Annotated in this window: 1 protein-coding gene; it reads right to left on the bottom strand. The window is 26.2% G+C overall.

Annotation, left to right across the window (positions count from 1 at the left end; translation table 11 throughout):
* Positions 1-203 (bottom strand): DHH family phosphoesterase (locus tag FUA24_RS04185; RefSeq protein WP_222861317.1); only part of this gene is annotated, 203 nt, incomplete at its 3' end.
* Positions 204-325: the final 122 nt, after the last annotated feature.

Below are 325 nucleotides of genomic sequence, written 5' to 3'. Positions count from 1 at the left end.
GATTCACCAGGTATCCATTTTAAAAAATTAGGATAATCATTAGGTGTAATTACGCTAACGTTATGGTTGTATTTTTTTAAATAATGAAATAAGCCTAACGTAGAGCCAATAGCATCTCCATCAGGGTTTTTATGCGGTACAATTACAATTTTTTTTGGTGTAGCCAGTAATTGTTTTATGTTAGGAATGTATTGTTTTATCATAATTAGCGAATATACAATTTAATAACATATGCTTTAAAGCAATAGTTTTACTTTTGTATTAAAAGTAATGAACATTAAATAAATAGCGTAAATAAATATAAAAGAGTATTTTTGCGCAAAAT

Source organism: Seonamhaeicola marinus (assembly GCF_008085455.1).
This window is presented reverse-complemented; position numbering and strand designations above follow the sequence as displayed.